This window comes from Chitinophaga niabensis, assembly GCF_900129465.1.
Lineage (GTDB): Bacteria > Bacteroidota > Bacteroidia > Chitinophagales > Chitinophagaceae > Chitinophaga > Chitinophaga niabensis.
The window spans coordinates 1,377,377-1,393,556 of record NZ_FSRA01000002.1 but is presented as its reverse complement, the minus strand read 5'-3'; the positions used below and the strand labels follow the sequence as shown (position 1 = coordinate 1,393,556).

General features: G+C 47.1%; 14 protein-coding genes. 8 read left to right on the top strand and 6 right to left on the bottom strand.

Annotated elements, in window-relative coordinates; all coding sequences use genetic code 11:
* Positions 1 to 61: 61 nt before the first annotated feature.
* Positions 62 to 1,192 carry an ABC transporter permease gene (locus tag BUR42_RS22875; protein WP_074241904.1) on the bottom strand — a complete coding sequence of 377 codons (1,131 nt, stop codon included), beginning with the start codon at positions 1,190 to 1,192 and terminating at the stop codon, positions 62 to 64.
* Between the two features lie 286 nt (positions 1,193 to 1,478).
* On the opposite strand from BUR42_RS22875, the gene BUR42_RS22870 reads away from it, so the two are divergent.
* Entirely contained in the window at positions 1,479 to 2,471 is a 993-nt protein-coding gene (locus BUR42_RS22870; protein ID WP_074241903.1) for a terpene synthase family protein, read from the top strand.
* 14 nt (positions 2,472 to 2,485) lie between these two features.
* On the opposite strand, the gene BUR42_RS22865 is transcribed toward BUR42_RS22870, so the two are convergent.
* Positions 2,486 to 3,631, bottom strand: a complete 1,146-nt coding sequence (locus BUR42_RS22865) for a glycosyltransferase (RefSeq protein WP_074241902.1) — start codon at positions 3,629 to 3,631, stop codon at positions 2,486 to 2,488.
* A gap of 2 nt (positions 3,632 to 3,633) precedes the next feature.
* A complete protein-coding gene (locus BUR42_RS22860; RefSeq protein ID WP_074241901.1) occupies positions 3,634 to 4,440 on the bottom strand; it encodes an alpha/beta fold hydrolase in 807 nt (268 codons plus the stop codon).
* Between the two features lie 122 nt (positions 4,441 to 4,562).
* Here BUR42_RS22860 and BUR42_RS22855 point away from each other — a divergent pair, with 122 nt between their 5' ends.
* From BUR42_RS22855 to BUR42_RS22835, 5 genes are all read left to right on the top strand, one after another.
* Positions 4,563 to 6,356 (top strand): acyl-CoA dehydrogenase family protein, encoded by a 1,794-nt coding sequence (locus BUR42_RS22855; RefSeq protein ID WP_074241900.1) that lies wholly within the window; start codon positions 4,563 to 4,565, stop codon positions 6,354 to 6,356.
* A 126-nt stretch (positions 6,357 to 6,482) separates the two neighbouring features.
* On the top strand, positions 6,483 to 8,234 hold the full coding sequence (locus BUR42_RS22850) for an N-acetylmuramoyl-L-alanine amidase (RefSeq protein ID WP_074241899.1): 1,752 nt from the start codon (positions 6,483 to 6,485) through the stop codon (positions 8,232 to 8,234).
* Positions 8,235 to 8,324: 90 nt separating this feature from the next.
* The gene (locus BUR42_RS22845; protein WP_074243154.1) at positions 8,325 to 8,669 is read left to right on the top strand and encodes a carboxymuconolactone decarboxylase family protein; all 345 of its coding nucleotides are present in this window, start codon (positions 8,325 to 8,327) and stop codon (positions 8,667 to 8,669) included.
* 27 nt (positions 8,670 to 8,696) lie between these two features.
* Positions 8,697 to 9,740 carry a 2-oxoacid:ferredoxin oxidoreductase subunit beta gene (locus BUR42_RS22840; RefSeq protein ID WP_074241898.1) on the top strand — a complete coding sequence of 348 codons (1,044 nt, stop codon included), beginning with the start codon at positions 8,697 to 8,699 and terminating at the stop codon, positions 9,738 to 9,740.
* A 154-nt stretch (positions 9,741 to 9,894) separates the two neighbouring features.
* A complete protein-coding gene (locus BUR42_RS22835) occupies positions 9,895 to 10,293 on the top strand; it encodes a hypothetical protein (protein ID WP_074241897.1) in 399 nt (132 codons plus the stop codon).
* Positions 10,294 to 10,372: 79 nt separating this feature from the next.
* Here BUR42_RS22835 and BUR42_RS22830 read toward each other — a convergent pair whose 3' ends face one another.
* Positions 10,373 to 11,011 (bottom strand): LysE family translocator, encoded by a 639-nt coding sequence (locus tag BUR42_RS22830; RefSeq protein ID WP_074241896.1) that lies wholly within the window; start codon positions 11,009 to 11,011, stop codon positions 10,373 to 10,375.
* 14 nt (positions 11,012 to 11,025) lie between these two features.
* Positions 11,026 to 12,567 (bottom strand): GH3 family acyl-acid amido synthetase, encoded by a 1,542-nt coding sequence (locus BUR42_RS22825; protein WP_074241895.1) that lies wholly within the window; start codon positions 12,565 to 12,567, stop codon positions 11,026 to 11,028.
* Between the two features lie 86 nt (positions 12,568 to 12,653).
* Between BUR42_RS22825 and BUR42_RS22820 the strand changes: the two genes are divergently transcribed.
* Together BUR42_RS22820 and thiL are read left to right on the top strand one after the other, a co-directional pair.
* Positions 12,654 to 13,427, top strand: coding sequence for an inositol monophosphatase family protein (locus BUR42_RS22820; RefSeq protein WP_074241894.1), 774 nt, complete (start codon positions 12,654 to 12,656; stop codon positions 13,425 to 13,427).
* Between the two features lies 1 nt (position 13,428).
* Positions 13,429 to 14,457, top strand: coding sequence for a thiamine-phosphate kinase (gene thiL / locus BUR42_RS22815; RefSeq protein ID WP_074241893.1), 1,029 nt, complete (start codon positions 13,429 to 13,431; stop codon positions 14,455 to 14,457).
* Positions 14,458 to 14,503: 46 nt separating this feature from the next.
* Here the strand turns inward: thiL and BUR42_RS22810 are convergent, their stop codons facing one another.
* Positions 14,504 to 16,174, bottom strand: coding sequence for an ArnT family glycosyltransferase (locus tag BUR42_RS22810; protein WP_074241892.1), 1,671 nt, complete (start codon positions 16,172 to 16,174; stop codon positions 14,504 to 14,506).
* Between the last annotated feature and the right edge of the window lie 6 nt (positions 16,175 to 16,180).

Below are 16,180 nucleotides of genomic sequence, written 5' to 3'. Positions count from 1 at the left end.
TAAAACAAATTAAAATTAAAATAAATAATATTGCTTTTCAAATATATCCTTAAAATTAACACTATATCTTCCCCTTTACATCCATCGCATCCCGCAATCCATTACCTAACAGGTTGAAGGCCAATACCAGTAACATAATAGCAACACCCGGTGCCAGGGCCAGCAAAGGGTTATGTGTAATGATAAAATTATAGTTTTCCTTGATCATTAAACCCCAGGAAGGTTGCGGCGGTTGTACCCCTACACCCAGGAAGCTCAATCCTGCTTCTATCACAATGGCCGTAGCAAAATTACTGGCTGCCACTACCATTACCGGCCCCATAATATTGGGTAAAATATGTTTCACGATCGTGCGCACATGCCCGTAACCCAATGCCCGCGTAGCTTCCACAAATTGCAATTCCCTCAGTCCTAACACCTGGCCCCTGATGATCCTCGCCACACTCACCCACATCGTTAATCCTACAGCGATGAACACCTGCCAGAATCCTTTTCCCAATGCCAGTGAGATCGCAAAAACCAACAACAGCGTGGGCACACTCCAGATCACATTGATCAGCCACATCACCGCCTCATCTACAGCTCCCCTGAAATATCCGGCAATGGCCCCTAAAAAAATACCGATGGTTAAAGAGATGAATACGGCAATGCAGCCCACGCTTAAACTCACACGCGTACCCACCAATAAGCGGCTGAGGATATCCCGCCCGAATTTATCAGTGCCCAGCCAGTAATGATGCTGCTTCAAATGTTGCCGGCCCACAATGATCTGGGCTGCAGGCACAGCTTGTACCGGAGCATTCAATACCTCGCTCAGCGCAAAGGTTTCAGGGAAAGTAGTTTCCTCATCCACATATTTTTCTACCCGGATGGAATCTTGTTTGAACTCCCAGCTCCTCACAGGGATCAGCGTAACACCCGATTCCTGCCCATATACCAGGTAATGCAACCAGCTCCTTTTTGCCACAGGCTGCGTTTTCTGTACGTGCAGCATCTCAATACTGAAACCCGGCTTCTGCCCGCTGATCTCTAATACCATCCCATTCGCAAAAGGCGTATGGTCCGGCGAAAGGAAATAAGCAAAAATGCCGGTGAACAATGCAAGGATGATCACGGTCATTCCGGCCATAGCTCCCTTGTTACGCTTAAGGCGTTTCCATGCTTGCCGGGAAAAAGAAACAGATCGGGCCATGAGGGCTACAAGTTAATGAAACCCGGGTTATTTCCCGCACCTATTCTAAATAGGTTATATATGCTGCATATTCTTCATTTATACCGGCAATTTATGCATAACACTTTCGTTACTATATATCATTGAAAATCATGCATTCATATCACACGAAATTCAACTCCTGCGGTCATTATGCATGCCGGTATCCTCATAAAATAGCTTAAATTTTAGTTAGACACAGACATCATTCCAGGATATAGAAGTCATTGATTGTAACCATTTTATATTAACCATTAAACATTTAAGTATGTCAACGCTCCAATTTCCGCAGATTTACTGCCCGTTCCCTTCTATGCTCAACCCTTTCGCTACTGAAGCCGAAAAACATACGGCAGAATGGGTTAGCCGCTTTGAATTAGTAAAATCAGAAAAAGCCCGGGAAAAATTCCGCCGGGCAAAGTTTGCCATGTTGTCTTCCAGGGCATTCCCCACTGCAGGGCGTTATGAACTCTGCATTGCCTCTGAATTCAACACCTGGCTTTTCCTGCTGGACGACAAGAACGATGAATCCATGTTCGGAAAAATGGATTACCTCCAGATGGTGCATTCATTCGTTACCCAGATCCTGCAGAACAATCATGTAGTGGCTCCCGAGGAAGGCATGCCGCTGGCTAACAGTTTTGCCGATCTATGGAAACGTATGCGCAGGACCAGTAATGCTGCCTGGCAAAAACGTTTCGTAAAAAGTATGATCGATTACCTGGATGCATGTTTATGGGAAGTGGAGAACCGCATTCAACACCGCGCGCCTTCTGTTGCGGATTACATTGAAAAGAGACCCTATACCGGGGCCCTCTTTGCAGACATTGAACTGATAGAAGTACTGGAAAACATCTATCTGCCGGATGAAGTTCGTTTACACGACACCGTTCAGCAACTGGCCCTTGCCTGTAACAATGTGGTTTGCTGGGCTAACGACCTGTTCTCATTTGAAAAAGAACGCCGCCAGGGCGATGTGCACAACCTGGTTGTGGTATTAAAAGAAGAAAGAGGACTGGACCTCGAAGAGGCTGTAATGGAAACAGCCCGCATGCATGATGAAGAAGTACGCCGCTTTATTGCATTAACTGAAACAGTACCATCCTTTGGTGAAGAAACGGATGATGAGCTCAGGCGTTACATCGGCGTGCTGAAAGCCTGGATGAGAGCAAATCTGGACTGGAGCTTTCAAGATACTGCCCGTTATAAGATGAATATAACGGAAACGGCTAGCGGAAACTGGGTGATCTCCAGATTATAGTTTCCGGAGGGGCGCTACTTCACCTGGCGCCCCTTCCATTCATACGATCCGAATTTACCTAACCAACCTGCCACTACCACATAGATAATATGAAATGGCTGCCCGGGAATAAACCAGGCCAGCTGGGAAAGCTTTTGAAAGAAACCGGCCACCGGCACCAGGAAGATAGTTTCGATCACTACTTTATAGATCAGCACACCTGCAAACCAATACAGCAGTTCATGATTGAAGATGGTAACCACCCCCATCAGCACCAGCATCACATTCCAGATATATACGAGTACCAGCGTGCGCGTTACACGTTTATCCTCATACTTATCTGCTTTGGAAGACCAGCGTATCCGCTGATTCATAAAGCCATTCACGGTTGCCACGGGCAGGGTGCGCACAATGGCATCCCGGCTTTTCAGATAACGCACACCATCCGGGTAAGCATGATAGATCTTGTACATCAGCAGCATATCATCTCCTGAAGCGATCATATCTATTCCCATAAAACCACCTACTTCCTCAAAGGCACTTTTCTCATACGCAAGGTTAGCACCATTACACATGGTTCCTGTTTGCAGATATGCCACTGCTCCGGTAATCCCCTGCATGGTCATAAAGTCCAGCGACTGTAACCGCTTGAAGAAATTATCCTCTTCATGATAAGCCACCGGTGCAGCAATAAAACGCGGGCGGTAAGTTTCATAGAACTTCACCATGGTTTCCAGCCACTTGGGCCCCATCACACAATCCGCATCGGTTGTTACGATCAGATGGCCGGTAGCTTCTTTGATCGCCAGTTCTATCGCTTTCTTCTTATAGGAATTCAGCCGTTGTGTTTTGTCCAGGTGATCGCTCATGCGCACCAGCCGGACATTCTCTGCCGGAAAGTACCGCACTACATCCGCAGTGGTATCTTCCGAAAAATCATCCACTACTATCACTTCAAACAGGTTAGCCGGATAGCTTTGCTGCTGCAGGGCTTCCAGCAAGGGCGGCAGGTTGTTCTCTTCATCGCGTGCAGGAATGACCACGGTTACTTTTGTATTAAAAGTATAAGCATGCCTGGAAGGATAAAACGTGTGCAGACGCGCCCAGCCGTAACAATAGGACAGCATGAGGATTCCGTATAAAAAAGCGAGGCCAAGGGTGACGATCAATAAAGCATTCATGCTTACTTACTCCTGATATTTTGACTGATAATAAATCCCAGTTCTTCTGATAAAAGCTGGTGGCCTTTTTCAAGCACTACCAGCTTGCAGGGAAAAGAACCGTCTGCAAAACGCGCTCCGAAAGCCGGAGGTATCACACGGTCGAACCTTCCGAAGAATAAGACTGTGTCAATATTATATTGTGCCAATAGACGTTTACATTTTCGCTTGGAAGGCATCATTCTCCGCATGTTGGTCCAAACGTTATATACCAGCTGGCGCTTGTCCAGCTTATCCATACTGTAAAAAGCAAACTTGTACACACTTTCATTCAGCAGGCCCCAACGGCGCCACAAGGTAAGCAGTCTGAAGAAGAGAGCCGGATTCCGGGTATTGTATGCAAAAACGCGGTTGCCTATCCTTGTTTGCGTGGCAAACATATGCCAGGGATTATTTTTCAGACCGTCCGGTGCCACCAGTACCAGGTGCCCGATCCGGGAAGCCATCCTTTCCACAGCACACATGGCCAGTCTGCCACCCATACTATAACCCAGAAGGGAGAACCTTTGTTTGCCAAACCTTTCCAATATTTTTCCGATCAGCGCTTCCAGGTCGTTTTTCTCAAAGCTCCTGTTCTCCTGCCACAGGGTATTCCCATGAAAGGGCATATCTAACGCCACAATCGTAAAGTTATTGCCCAGCGCAGGTTCTATACAACTAAAATGCGATGCGCTTTCCCCAAAGCCATGAAAACAGATCAGGAGCTCCTCCCCTGAACCAGCAACGATCCCGGAAAATGTACTTTGCAGATATGGTATGGAGAGTTTCAATCCTGCATGGCCTTTTGGTAATTAACAAATCTACGACTCGAAATTCGTAATTGTTAATTCGTAATTGAATTTGCCAATTGCTATAAACTCGGTAAATTACGAGTAGACTAAAAATACGCAAGATGGATACCGTGGTTAACAGTAAAGCAGCCCTGAAAGGTGCAGAGTTCCTCGTTAAAGAGTCAGTGGCCTCCGAGGTTTTTATTCCCGAAGATTTTTCTGAAGAACAGTTGATGATCAAGGAAATGGCCGAACAATTCGTGGCCAAAGAAGTGACGCCTGTGCTGGAAAGGCTGGATAAACTGGAAGAAGGCCTCATGCCTTCCCTGCTGGATAAAGCAGGAGAACAAGGCCTCCTTGGAGCTGCATTCCCGGAATCCTACGGCGGGCTGGGGAAAGACTTCATCACTGCCACACTCATCAATGAAGCCCTGGGTGCCGGCCACTCTTTCTCCGTGGCCATGGCTGCACATACAGGCATTGGCTCCTTACCCATCCTCTACTTTGGCACTGATGCCCAAAAGAACAAATACATTCCCAAACTCGGCTCCGGTGAAATGAAAGGGGCCTATGCGCTCACAGAACCCAATTCCGGCTCTGATGCCTTAAGCGCCAAAACAACCGCCAAATTGAGTGCAGACGGGAAGTTTTATCTCATCAACGGGCAAAAATGCTGGATCACCAATTCCGGTTTTGCAGATGTGTTCACCGTATTCGCAAAAATAGACGGCGATAAATTCACCGCCTTCATTGTAGATAAAGATACCCCCGGTTTCACACTGGGCGCGGAAGAACATAAAATGGGGATCAAAGGCTCCTCTACCCGCCAGATCTATTTCCAGGACGCACAGGTACCTGTGGAAAATGTACTCGGCGAAATTGGGAAAGGCCACCTGATCGCTTTCAACATCCTTAATATTGGTCGCCTTAAACTCTGCGCAGCCGCACTGGGTGGAGCCAAAGGCAGTTTGAACATCACCATTCAATATGCCAATACCCGCGAACAGTTCAAACAACCCATCGCTAATTTCGGCGCTATCAAACATAAGCTCGCCGAAGCAGCCATCCGCCTGTGGGTTTGCGAATCTGCGCTCTACCGCACCGCACAGCTGATCGATCAGAAAGAACAGGAACTGCTGGCAGAAGGCAAAGCTTTCAATGAAGCCCTGCTGGGTGCCGCAGAGGAATACGCCGTGGAATGTGCCATGCTCAAAGTGAATGGCTCCGAAGTACTGGACTATGTTGTGGATGAAGGTGTACAGGTACATGGTGGTAACGGGTTCAGCGATGAATACGTGATCTCCAAAGCCTACAGGGATTCCCGCATCAACCGCATCTTTGAGGGCACCAACGAAATCAACCGCCTCCTCACACTGGACATGACGTTGAAACGTGCCATGAAAGGAAAACTGGACCTGATGACGCCTGCCATGAACGTCATGAAAGAACTCATGAGCATTCCGGACTTTGGCAATGAAGATGAAGGCGCATTCGCAAAAGAAAAGAAGATCATCCTCAACATGAAAAAGGCCATCCTCATGGCTGCCGGCGGTGCTGTGCAAAAACTCATGATGAAGATAGATACCGAGCAGGAAATACTCATGAACATTGCGGACATGGCCATTGAAACCTTTGTCAGCGAAAGCGCACTGCTCCGTGTGATCAAACTCGCAGCGCTTCGCGGAGAAGAAGCAGTAGCCCTGCAAATAGATATGGTACGTACTTATCTCACAGATGCAGCAGACCGTGTAAATAAATCCGGTAAAGATGCCATCAATGGTTTTGCAGAAGGAGATGAACAACGCATGATGCTGCTGGGCCTGAAACGCTTCACCAAAACAGAAGCCTTCAACACCAAAGAAGCCCGCAGAAGGATTGCCGCCAAATTGATCGCCGATAACAAGTATAGTTTTTAAGATGCTCAGCAACGCATAAAAATCCACAGGGAATAAGGGCCTCGCCTTTGTTCCCTGTGTGCTTTTAAATAACCTCTGCCGCTTTGGGAATGGAAATCACGGATGAAATAATTAATTTTAGACTGTATGAAGAAACGGTTAGGAGGAATCCTGTTATTGGCAACGATGCTGATGCAACAGGCATGGGCACAGGAAAGAAGCTTTATCAGGCTTACCCAGCCCGGCAAACAAAACAACGCGGTAACCGCCACACGCCAGTTCCTGGTAGGCAGCACCTGTAAAACATGCAGGGTGTATGTAAACGACGAAGTGCAAAAGGTGTATCCCACCGGTGCCTTTGCCATTGAAGTGGAGCTGGAAGAGGGAAGCAATGAATTTGAAATAAAATCTGTTGGCCCCAATGGCGATTCCATCCTTAGAAAAGTTTACTTCTCTTACAATATCCCACAGGCCCCGCAGCCTGTTACTTCCGCCAACATTGCTTACATCCGTACCTACCCGGAAGGCAATCTCACTGTGGCGCCCGGCGATCTCATCAAATTCCAGGTGAAAGCACAACCCGGCGGCACCGTAACTGTAGGCAACAATTTCCTTTTAACAGAACTGATCGGTAATACCATGCCCGGGATCTACCAGGGCACTTACACAGTACAGTGCAACGATCCGTTGATCAATGGACGCACCATTCCTGTTACCCTCAAAACAACGGAAACAGAAGTGCGCCGCAGCACCGGCAACGTTTTTAATTTCATAGATCCGCAAACGCAGCCACTTATCGGGAAAACCACCGGGGATGCACCTTTCCTGAAATACGGATTGGGAGAAGACCGCCTCGGCGGAGCCAAAGTAGGTTACCTGGATACGGCCATTTATCTCAATATCACCGGTAAAGTGGATGGCGATTACCGGGTTAAATTATCCAAAACCTTCTCTGCATATATCCCGCAGGAAATGGTGAGGCTCCAGCCTGCCGGTACTTTTCCGCCTTCCTCTTTAACCCATTCCTGGCGGGTGTGGGGAGATGAAAAGTTTGATTATGTGACCGTGGGCCTTACACAAAAACTGCCTTACCGCAGCAGTCAGCAGTTAGACCCTTCCCGCATAGTGGTAGATGTTTTTGGCGCCACCGTTAATACCAACTGGATCGCACAGCTCGAAAGCTCAAAAGAGATAAAGAATGTGTATTACGAACAGGTGGAAGATGATATCCTGCGCGTGACCATTGAATTGAAACACAAACAATCCTGGGGTTACCAGATCTATTATAACGGCAGTACCTTAACGGTAAAGGTTAAACGGCCACCTGCTCAATCCGGCCTGGGGAACCTTACCATCGCAGTGGATGCAGGCCATGGTGGCAGCAATCTTGGCGCCCAGGGCCCAACAGGCGTTTATGAAAAGGAAATAGCCCTGGCGGTGGCCAATGCTTTGCAGCTATCCCTGAGAGCGGAAGGAGCAAGGGTACTCATGACCAGGCTGAACGATTCTTACGTGGAAAACAACTACCGCATCCTTTCTTACCGGGATAAAGATCCGGACCTGCTGGTGAGCATTCACCTGAATTCTTCCGCAGATCCTATCCGCATCAAGGGTACCAGCACTTATTACAAACACATCGGGTTCCGCCCCCTCAGCCAGTTCATCTATAAACACATGCTGGAACTGGGTTTGAACGAATTCGGGAATGTGGGCAGCTTCAACTTTGCACTGAACAGCCCTACAGAATATCCCAATGTACTGGTGGAAACCGTGTTCCTCAGCAACCCGGAAGACGAAATGAAGATCCTGGACCCTGCTTTCCGCCAAAGGATGGCAGACAAGATCGTACTGGGGATCAAGGATTTTGTAGCCACAGCCGGGGAAGAGAACACCTTATGACGATTATCCTACTGTATCAGTAGATTAATGCCTATCTTTGCAGCCATTTATTTTGTAACTTTAACGCTACCCTTTGATAAATATGCACTTATGAGCGAGCTAGTGAAGGAATTTGACGAGTACAGGGCCAAAATGAATGAGGTGATCCTGGGAAAGCAGAACCTGGTGATCAACCGGCTCTTTAACCTGGATACCAATACCTATGCGGAAGGCGCCCTCAGCACCAAAACCAAGGAAATGCTGGGCCTGGTGGCTTCTATGGTACTCCGTTGCGACGATTGTATCAAATATCATCTCGGTAAATGTCATGAGCAAGGCATTTCTACCACAGAGATCTATGAGATCTTTGCTGTAGCCAATATCGTAGGCGGTACCATCGTTATTCCACATACACGCCGCGCAGCAGAATATTGGGAAGAGCTCGTGAATTCGTAACTTTGATTATAAAATTTCCATAATAAGATGTCAACAACTACTATCCCTCCGCAACCACTAACGGCCAAGGATTTTACAACGGACCAGGAAGTACGCTGGTGCCCGGGTTGTGGGGATTACTCCATATTGAAACAGGTACAAACCATCATGCCCGGTTTAGGTATACCTCGTGAGAATATTGTGATCGTTTCCGGTATCGGGTGTTCATCCCGTTTTCCTTATTATATGAATACCTATGGCATGCACTCCATCCATGGCCGTGCTACTGCTATTGCTTCCGGTTTGAAAGCTACCCGCCCTGAACTGAGCGTGTGGATCGTTACCGGAGACGGAGATGGTCTTTCCATTGGCGGTAACCATACCATCCACTTATTGCGCCGTAATTTTGATGTGAACATCATGTTGTTCAACAACCAGATCTACGGTCTTACAAAAGGACAATACTCACCTACTTCAGAAACCAATAAGGTCACCAAAAGTACCCCCTTCGGCAGTATCGACCATCCGTTCAATCCAATGGCCCTGGCCATGGGAGCAGATGCAACTTTTATTGCACGTAGTATGGACCGTGATCCCAAACACCTGCAGGAAATGCTGAAACGCAGTCATGCTCATAAAGGTGCTTCCTTCCTGGAGATCTATCAGAACTGTAACATCTTTAACGATGGTGCTTTTGAAGTGTTCACGGAAAAATCCAGCAAACAGGATGAAGCCATCTTCGTAGAACATGGCCAGCCGCTGATCTTCGGTGCACAGAAAAATAAAGGTATCCGCCTGAACGGCCATCGCCCTGAAGTAGTAAGCCTGGAAGAAGGTAGCGGATTCAGTGCTTCAGACCTCTGGATCCATGATGAAAATGATTTTGGTAAAGCCCAGATCCTCACACGCATGTTCGACGATCCACGCATTGAAGGACATTTGCCACGTCCTTTTGGTGTATTCTACCAGATCTTCAGACCAACGTATGATGATATCATGGCGCAACAATTACAGGAAGCTACCGCAAAACGCGGCCCGGGCAATCTGGATAAGCTGATTGCAGGTAATGAAACCTGGACCATCCTGGCTTGATAAATATATTGTGTTAATAGAAACCCGCAGATCTAAAAAGGTCTGCGGGTTTTTTATTTTAAAGATTAAAATCACTACCTTTTATATAAGAACAACACAGTGAACCAATAGACCCTTTTAACCCACGCATTTCTTAAACACAAAATCCTATAAAATGAAACGTCGCTATCTATCTGGCATCATGATCCTTTGCGCCTGCCTCGCGCTGTTAATTTTACCCTTCGCAAAAAATGCCAACTCGGCAACCGTTTTTAACAATTTCACCGTTGCCGTAAAACCCGGCTATTCAGCTCCTCCAGGTCAGTTCTACGTGAAAGTAAAGGACATCAGTACCGGCACCGTAATTTATACCTCCCCCGTTTTTGGTGGGTTCGGTGGTACAGCGCTCCCATTTGGCACTACCATACCAGACGGGGAATATGCAGTAGAAGTAATAGCCCAGTTCATTATTAAAGCCAGTTCAAATGGTGACGAACGAACTGTTACCGGTTCTGAAACCTGGATAGCTTCAGGCGGGGCAACACCCATCAGTATTTTGGTAAGACCTAATTAAGTCTTAAAATAAAAAGAGAAGGCATTACGCCTTCTCTTTTCTTTCTGCATTAATTATACGGTTCTGGTTAATTGACATTTTAATGGGTCAGCTGCCCTGTGCCCAACAGCACCTTATACAGCAGCACCAGGCCAAAGACGATCATACATACACCCGCTACACGGTTCAGCCAGATCACATTGGTTAAGGTTAGTTTATGCCTGATCTTATCAGACACGAACACTTTGAGGATATCTGCCGCCAGTACAAAAGCCAGGCAAACAGCATACATCGTAACACGGTGGCCAACAGTGGTAGGCGCATTCGCCACACAAACCCCCAGCCAGAAAATGATCACGCCGGGATTGAGGGTATTCATCAGGAAACCACCCAGCCAGATCTTTGCATAATCACGCGTACTGAACATTTCAGGACGTTCATCTCCCGTAGTGATCTTTACTTTTTTGAACAGCAATCCATAGATCCCCATCATGATCAGCAGGATACCACCACTTACACCAATGGTTTTAGTGTAGGTACCCAGGTTGCTGATGAAAGATGTGGCAAGATTACCCAGCAATACAAACATGATATCACTCCCGGACACACCCAGCGCAAAACTGATACCAGCCCTGAATCCATTACTGATGCTATACTTGATGATAGCAAAAATAACAGGCCCTACCGATACAGATAAAAACATTCCCAAACCTAATCCGGCAATGATAGAGGCAATCATGTAAACTTTCTTGGTTATGCTTTCACAGCAACTTTAGTGGTCAGGAATTGTTCCCAGTCCTTCAGCTTCTCGCCTTTCAACACTCTCGGGAATTTATTCATGGCTCCTTCTTTTCCTTTACAGCGCAGGTAATCAAGAAATACCTGGGTGGGTAATATTTCTACAAATATTTCTTTCAGTGCGGAGGTCCTTTCCACAGCATAGTCATCATTCACCTCGCAGATCGTTTGGTCTATGATCTCCCTCACTTTATTGGCATCCACATCTACTGCATCCGTTCCAATATACCAGCGGTGTGCAAAGAGGTTTTCATATGGGAGGCCCGCTACCGTGAACTCACGGATATTGATCCCCAGTTTCTTTTGCACGATATCGATCGCCTTGTTCATATTATCGATGCTCATATGCTCCCCGGCCAGGCTGAGGAACTGTTTGGTACGGCCCACGATCGTGATCTCATGTTCCTTTACGGAAGTGAATTTCACCACATCACCGATCAGGTAACGCCATGCGCCTGCGCAGGTAGATAACATCACAGCATATTCCACATCTTCCACCACCTCATGGATCATATAAGATTTCGGATTGGGTTTTACTTCCCCGTCCGCATCAAAGTTCTCTTCGTTGAATGGAATGAATTCATAGAAAATACCGGCATTAAGGACCAGTTTGATCCCCTTAACACCGGGGCGGGCCTGGAAACCGAAAGAACCTTCAGAGGCCATATAGGTCTCAATGAAGTTAATAGGTTTACCCAGGAGTTTCTGAAAACTCTCCCGGTAAGGTTCAAAGCTTACACCACCGTGAATATAGATGGCCAGGTTAGGCCATATTTCGTGAATATTTTTAACGTTATGGTAGCGGATGATCTCTTCCAGTACGATCTGTACCCAGGCAGGTACTCCGCAAACCGTACCCACATCCCACTGCGGGGCTTTGCGTACGATCAGTTTTATCCGTTGCTCCCAATTAGGTTTTTTGGAAATGTTCCCTCCAGGTTTGTAAAAACGGCGGAACCATTTGGGGATATTTTTAGCCTGGATACCGCTCATATCTCCTTCATAATAATCCCCTTTCTCGAACAGGGAAGTAGTCCCCCCCAGCATCAGGATCCCTTTTTCAAAGGATTTAGGCGGAACATTGAAGTTCACCATGGAGTACAGCTGCTTTACGCCCACTTTTTTCACTGTCCGCAGCATGTCCTTTGTAACCGGGATATGCTTGCTGGCAGATTCAGAAGTACCGGAGCTCAGGGCAAAATACTTGATCTTTTCAGGCCAGCTTACGTTGGCCACCCCTTCCTGGCATTTGTACCACCACTCACTATGCATCTTGTTATAGTTATGCACAGGTACCTTCTGCCGGAACTGGCTCACCCAGTTAGGGCTGTTGAGGATCTGCTCATAACCGTAATGTTCACCGAACTGTGTATGTTTGGCTTTTTCCACTAACCGCCGTAACACCTGCAACTGGTATTGACGTGGCGTCCCTAGTTTGAACGTAAACTGCTTTCTTATACGCAGGGATCTGGAAATTAGATTACCAATAATGGCCATTAATCGCGATTCAAGTTTTAAAATGCAAAAATAGTTAATTCGTATGTAAAACTCGGGAAGTTGGCAGAGCTTCGTACCTTTGCGCCATGTTAAAATCAACGTTACTCAAAGCTACACAAGCAGGTGCTAAAGTTTTAAAAGAATATTTTAACGGTACTTTCACTATTTCCTACAAAGATACGATCAATAATCTCGTAACGGAAGCGGATAAAAAGGCGGAAGCGGCAATCATTGCTGCCATTCACGAAGATTACCCCGATCATCATATCCTCAGTGAGGAAGTTGGAGAGCTGAAACAAGGCTCCAGTATCAAATGGATCATTGACCCCATAGACGGGACGGTGAATTTTGCACACGGCATTCCCCTTTGCTGCGTAAGCATTGGCGTGGAACAGGATGGCGAAATGATCCTTGGGGCTGTATATAACCCCATCATGAATGAACTGTTCTTTGCCCAGAAAGGGTTTGGGGCTACGCTGAACGATAAGCTCATTCACGTTTCCCAGAAAAAGAGCGTGGCCAATGCCTGCCTGGTTACCGGTTTCCCCTATGAATGGGAAAATACCGTCAATAACCCCATGAGTGTGCTGGAACGCTTTGTGAAGCTGGGTTTACCCGTCCGCCGCCTCGGTTCTGCCGCAATCGACCTCTGCTGGGTAGCCTGTGGCCGTTTTGATGGTTTCTGGGAACATTCACTCAATGCTTGGGATTCCGCAGCCGGTTACCTCATTGTACAGGAGGCCGGAGGAACAGTAACGGATTTTAAAGGCAATGCCTATTCACCTTATCAAAAACAGATCCTTGCCACTAATGGCCATATACATACAGACCTGTTGAAAGAAATTAACAGCATTCAATAACATGGAAGAGAGAACTGAAATAGAAGACCTCGGGGAATTCGGCCTCATCGATTACCTGACCCGCAATATTGAATTGTACAATGCCAGTACCGTGCTGGGTGTTGGGGACGATGCTGCCGTAATTGACCTGTTCGGCAAACAAACCGTTATCAGTACGGATATGCTGGTGGAAGGCATTCACTTTGACCTGATGTATACCCCTCTCAAACACCTGGGGTATAAATCCGTGATCGTGAACCTGTCAGACATCTATGCCATGAATGCCACGCCCACACATATTACCATGAGCCTGGCCTTTTCTAACCGCTTCTCCCTGGAAGCCCTCAACGAATTTTACGAAGGGGTATATGCCGCCTGCGAAAAATACCGGGTAGACCTGATAGGAGGGGATACCACTTCCTCCCAGAAAGGTTTTGTGATCAGCGTTACCGCCATCGGCGAAGTGGCCCCTGATAAGTTCGTGAAACGCTCCACTGCTCAAAAAGGAGACTTGCTTTGCGTTTCCGGAGACCTCGGCGCTGCGTATCTTGGTCTCACGTTACTTGAAAGAGAAAAGAAGATCTTCCTGGAGAATCCAAAAATCCAGCCTGATCTGGAAGACCAGACCTACGTAATTGGCCGCCAGCTGAAACCGGAAGCCCGTCATGATATCATTTCTTTCCTCGCCGGCAAAGAGATCATGCCTACCGCCATGATGGATGTAAGCGATGGTTTAAGCTCTGAGATCCTGCATATCTGCAAACAAAGCCAGCTGGGTTGTGTATTGTATGAGGAAAAAATACCCGTACACGACCAGGCCCGCGAATTGGCCATGAAATTAGGCTTGGACCCAACTGCCTGCGCACTCAGCGGAGGAGAGGATTATGAACTGCTGTTCACCATGAAGCAGGAAGACTATGACAAGATCACGCTGAATGAAGAAATTGCTGTGATCGGTTATATGACAGAATTGACGGAAGAGCCGCATATCATTACCCGCAGCGGAAATAAACATAAACTGGCTGCACAGGGATGGAATGCTTTTAAATAGTTTTTTAAAAAGATAAAGCCTTCCCGATCAGGAAGGCTTTATCTTTTTATTCCACCGCCAGTTTAATCCCCTGGCTATTATGCGTAGGGTCCATCCCATGCACGGCAGACACTGCTATCTTTAAAACATACTTTCCCTTTACATCCGGTGCTTTCACCAACACTTCCACGCTATCCTGCTGCAAAGCATCAGATAACAATAAAGTGCCCTGCACCGTTTTCCGCCACTCTTCTTCTCCCTTCAATGCATATCCCACAAACGGCGTATAATCTTTATCAAAAGGAACTTTGTTTTCATATCCATTCTTCACCCCTAACTTCAATGTGAACGCTTCTCCCGGTTGCACCTTAAACGCAGCAACAGCAGGCACAAACTGGATCAATGAATATGAATAATACGGCGTATCCGTTCTGCAGTATAACTTCCGTTGCGCCATCACCATACTATCCTGATCAGGAATGTAAGGACGGTGATTGGAAACCAGCAATACATTCTTCCCCCATAATTCCTCTTCCATATGCCAATAGTTATACTGGCTCCTGCGTGCATACACACTGTTAAGGCTAAACGCCACACCACCCTGGTAGAACATATATTTCGAAGGCTCCTGGTAACTGTTCAGAAAAACTACAGGCCGGCCCTGCGCTTTCGCAGCCACAGCATTCGTCCATTCCCTGTTATGATGGATCTCCGGCCTGATCTCCACATCGGGTACAAAATCCCAAACCATATACACCCTTGCTACTAACACGATCAGTAAAGAAACCGCCCAGGTGCTTTTCAGTATCCGCAAAGAAAGCCCCTGCCGCACAATAGCCTGGTGCGCCAATATTACCAGCGGCGCAAAGATCATCACCGTCCAGTTTGCTTCCACACGCCCCTTCAAAGTACTCAGCAGGAAGAACGCAAGCACCCCCACCAGGCTGAACTTCAAAGCACGTTCAAAACCATTTCGCACCTGCGCGCGGAAAGCATTGTATAACAGCAACCACCCTACGAGCGGTCCGAACATCAGCACCTGCCCAACGATATAATCAAGTGTGTAACTGATGTCGTAAGAAGATGCATTCCGTTCTACAAGATGATATTGCAGCGAAGGGAAGTCGTGTAAATACTGCCAGTAAATATGCGGGAAGAAAAGTACCGTGGTAATGATCACGGCAATATAGTAACGGTATACTTTCAGCAAAGAGAGATTGGACAGCAGGGTAAAGAACACCAGTAGTACGCCATGGTATTTGCTGTAGAACATCAATGCCATACTTAGCCCCAGCAGGAAGGTGTTCTTCCAGCTTTGCGATTCCAGGAAATTACGGTAGATATAAAAATAGAGCGTGGCAAAGAAGATCAGCGGAATATCCGGCACTGCCAGGATCCCTCCGATCTGCATGGCGCCCATGCCGGCAAGGATCAGGTAGAAAACGATGTTGTTCTTCTGGGGGATCATCCTGTCTATCAGCAGCAGGGTGAGTACATTCAAAAGTACCATACCCAGCCGCACACCCAGTTCATTGTGGAATAAAAAGTATCCGCCTTTGATGAGCAGGGCTACCATGGGGGGATGGTCAAAATATCCCCAGGCCAGGTGATTGGAGTACACCCAGTAATACGCCTCATCGTCCATCAACTCTGTAAAGCAGGCCTGTAAAATAGCCAGAAGGGCCCAAAGGGCCAGTACGGTGTTCTTGTACTGATTCTTGGTGAAAAAGCGGATCATAGCCCG